The organism is Streptomyces sp. MB09-01 (assembly GCF_033794505.1).
Classification (GTDB): Bacteria; Actinomycetota; Actinomycetes; order Streptomycetales; family Streptomycetaceae; genus Streptomyces.
In genome coordinates this window covers 1-3343 of sequence record NZ_JARAYQ010000466.1, presented here as the reverse complement: position 1 = coordinate 3343, position 3343 = coordinate 1, and the positions used below count along the sequence as shown (strand labels likewise).

Below are 3343 nucleotides of genomic sequence, written 5' to 3'. Positions count from 1 at the left end.
CCCGGTGCCCCCACCCCCGGCACCCCAAGCACCGCCGGTTCCGATTACACCCAGCGGCTGGCCCGCCTGGAGCAGTCCGGAATCAAGCGGCTGCTGCCCACGCAGGCTCCGTACCGCTGGAACCTGCAGCGGCTGAACCTGGGCCGGGTCCTGGACATAGGCTGCGGGCTGGGGCGCAACCTGCTCAACTGCGGCCCGGACAGCGTCGGCGTCGACCACAACCCGCACTCGGTGCAGACCTGCCGCGAGCGCGGACTGAACGCCTACACCCCCGACGGGCTGGCCGCCGCCCCGGACTGCGGTCCCGGATCCTTCGACAGCCTGCTGGTCGCGCACGTGCTGGAGCACGTCGACGAGGAGACCGCGGCCTCGCTGCTGGAGCAGTACCTTCCGCTGGTCAAGCCGGGCGGTTCGGTCGTCATGATCACCCCGCAGGAGGTCGGCTACCGGTCCGACGCCACGCACATCCGCTGGGTCGACTTCGAGCAGCTGCGCAGCCACGCCGGCCGGGCCGGGATCGCGGTCCTGCGGACCTACTCCTTCCCCTTCCCCCGGCCGATGGGCAAGGTCTTCCCGTACAACGAGTTCGTGCTGGTGGGCACGGTCCCGGCCTGAGGCTTCCCGTCCGGGACGGCCGGGCTCAGGGGTCGACGATCTCCACCAGCGGCGGGTGGTCGTGCCAGGTGCAGAACACCGACACCTCGCGGCCGTCCCGGGTGAAGGTGACCCGGATCCAGAAGTCCTGCTTCCACACCTGCATCCGCCAGCCGGCCGCCGGCGTCGCCGAGACCAGCTCGGCGGAGGACGCGCCCAGCGAGAAGACGACCCGGCCGCCGGAGACCGGATAGGCCTTCACCTTGCCCGGATCCTGCCCCTCCCCCTGCCCGTAGGGGGAGGGAGTGGCCGCGGGCTTCTGGGACGGCTTGCCGGGGGAGGCCCCGGCGGACGACGGCGCGGCCGGGCTCGGCGACGCGGAGGGCGACGGGGACGCGGACCCGGACTCCGCCGGGGCGTCCGACGGCTGCGCGCGCGGCGTCGAGGAGGACAGCGGCTGGGTGGCGAGCGGCACCGCGAGCGGCGGATCGTAGGCCGTCCCCGACATGACGCTGTGCACGCCCCACCACGACAGCGTCACCGCCGCCCCGGTCGCCAGCGTCCAAGCCATGGCATGAAGAAGTCCTCGTCGCATCAGGGCACATACTGCACCACCCGTCACAAGAGAAGCCCGACACCCCGCTGGGTCCCTCGAATGGACTACCGTGCGGGCCATGGCAAGTGTGCTCGTGGTCGAGGACGACCAGTTCGTACGTTCCGCCCTCATCCGGCACCTGACCGAGGCCTCGCACACCGTGCGGAGCGTCGGCACGGCCCTCGAGGCCCTGCGCGAGGTCGCGCACCACCGCTTCGACGTGGTCATCCTCGACCTCGGGCTGCCCGACCTGGACGGGTCCGAAGCGCTCAAGATGCTGCGCGGCATCACCGACGTACCCGTGATCATCGCGACCGCGCGCGACGACGAGGCGGAGATCGTCCGGCTGCTCAACGACGGCGCCGACGACTACCTCACCAAACCCTTCTCCGTGGAGCACCTCTCCGCCCGCATGGCCGCCGTCCTGCGCCGCTCCCGCGCCGCTGCCGGAGCCGAACCCCCCTCGCGCGTGCTGCGCGTCGGCGGGCTCGCCATCGACCCGCTGCGCCGCCAGGCCGAGCTCGACGGGACCGTACTGGACCTCACCCGGCGGGAGTTCGACCTGCTGGCCTTCCTCGCCGGGCGGCCCGGAGTGGTCGTGGCCCGCCGCGAACTGCTCGCGGAGGTCTGGCAGCAGTCGTACGGGGACGACCAGACCATCGACGTCCACCTGTCCTGGCTGCGCCGCAAGCTCGGCGAAACGGCCGCCCGCCCGCGGTACTTGCACACGCTGCGGGGTGTCGGCGTCAAGCTGGAGCCGCCGCAGTGATGTCCCGATGAGATGGGCCCTGGTCAAGGTGTGCCTCGCGGTCACGGCCATGGTGGTCGTGGCCTTCGCCGTACCCCTCGGGCTCGTCGTCCAGGAGATGGCCAGCGACCGGGCCTTCTCCAACGCCGAGCGGCAGGCCGCCACCATCGGGCCGACCCTGTCCATCACCACCGACCCCGTCCAGCTGCAGAAGGCGATGGAGTCCACGCAGATGGGCGCGGCCCGGCGGATGGCCGTCCACGTGCCCGCCATCGGCGACAGCGCCCCGGTGGAGATCGGCCAGGGCCGGGCGGGCGCGCACGCCGTCGCCGAGACCCGGCGGATCGGGCGGGCCACGACGGCCTCGGTGGCCGGCGGCGGTTCGGCGCTGCTCCAGCCGACCGCGCTCGGCTCCGGGGACATCGCGGTGGTGGAGATCTTCGTACCGGAGAGCGAGGTCAGCAACGGCGTCGCGACCGCCTGGGTGGTGCTCGCGGGCGTCGGGCTGGCGCTGATCGTGGGCTCGGTGGCCGTCGCCGACCGGCTCGGCGCCCGGCTCGTACGGCCCGCCGAGCGGCTCGCGGACGCCGCGCACCAGTTGGGCGAGGGCCGGCTCGGGGCGCGGGTGCCGGAGGTGGGGCCGACGGAACTCCGCTCGGCGGCCGTCGCGTTCAACGCGATGGCGGACCAGGTGGTGGAACTCCTCGCCAATGAGCGGGAGCTGGCCGCCGACCTCTCGCACCGCCTGCGGACGCCGCTCACGGTGCTGCGGCTCAACACGGCCTCGCTCGGGGACGGCCCGGCCGCAGAACAGACCCGGGCCGCGGTGGAGCAGCTGGAGCGCGAGGTCGACACGATCATCCGTACGGCGCGGGAGCAGCGCCCGGCCACCGGCCTGGCCGGGGCGGGCGCGGGCGCGGGCTGCGACGCCTCCGAGGTGATCCGCGACCGGATGGACTTCTGGTCGGCGCTCGCGGAGGACGAGGGCCGCGAGGTGCGGCTCGCGGGGGTGGACCGTACGGTTCGGATCCCCGTGGCCCGGCCCGAGCTCGCCGCCGCCCTCGACGCCATGCTCGGCAACGTCTTCCGGCACACCCCCGAGGGCACCCCCTTCTCGGTGGACGTGCACGACGCCGGGGACGCCGTCATCGTGCTCGTCTCGGACGCGGGCCCCGGCATCGCCGACCCGGAGGCCGCCCTGCGCCGCGGCAACGACGGCGACCGCGACGGATCGACCGGCCTGGGCCTGGACATCGTGCGCCGCGTCGCGGAGTCGACGGGCGGCGACGTACGGCTGGGGCGCTCGGTGCTCGGCGGGACCGAGGTCCGGGTGTGGATCGGCCTGGACGGCCGGACCCTCGGCGGTCCCGGCGAGCACCGCGCGCCCCAGCCGTACGTCGCCGCCC

4 protein-coding genes are annotated in these 3343 nt (G+C 73.9%); 3 read left to right on the top strand and 1 reads right to left on the bottom strand.

Annotated elements, in window-relative coordinates; all coding sequences use genetic code 11:
* Nucleotides 1-615 (top strand): class I SAM-dependent methyltransferase (locus tag PV721_RS42365; RefSeq protein WP_319734078.1); only part of this gene is annotated, 615 nt, incomplete at its 5' end.
* Nucleotides 616-640: 25 nt separating this feature from the next.
* Here PV721_RS42365 and PV721_RS42360 read toward each other — a convergent pair.
* Nucleotides 641-1189 (bottom strand): hypothetical protein, encoded by a 549-nt coding sequence (locus tag PV721_RS42360; RefSeq protein ID WP_319734076.1) that lies wholly within the window; start codon nucleotides 1187-1189, stop codon nucleotides 641-643.
* A gap of 79 nt (nucleotides 1190-1268) precedes the next feature.
* Between PV721_RS42360 and PV721_RS42355 the strand changes: the two genes are divergently transcribed.
* Together PV721_RS42355 and PV721_RS42350 are read left to right on the top strand one after the other, a co-directional pair.
* The gene (locus tag PV721_RS42355; protein ID WP_078893179.1) at nucleotides 1269-1958 is read left to right on the top strand and encodes a response regulator transcription factor; all 690 of its coding nucleotides are present in this window, start codon (nucleotides 1269-1271) and stop codon (nucleotides 1956-1958) included.
* 7 nt (nucleotides 1959-1965) lie between these two features.
* The coding region (locus PV721_RS42350; RefSeq protein WP_319734075.1) for a HAMP domain-containing sensor histidine kinase at nucleotides 1966-3343 on the top strand (1378 nt) is incomplete at its 3' end.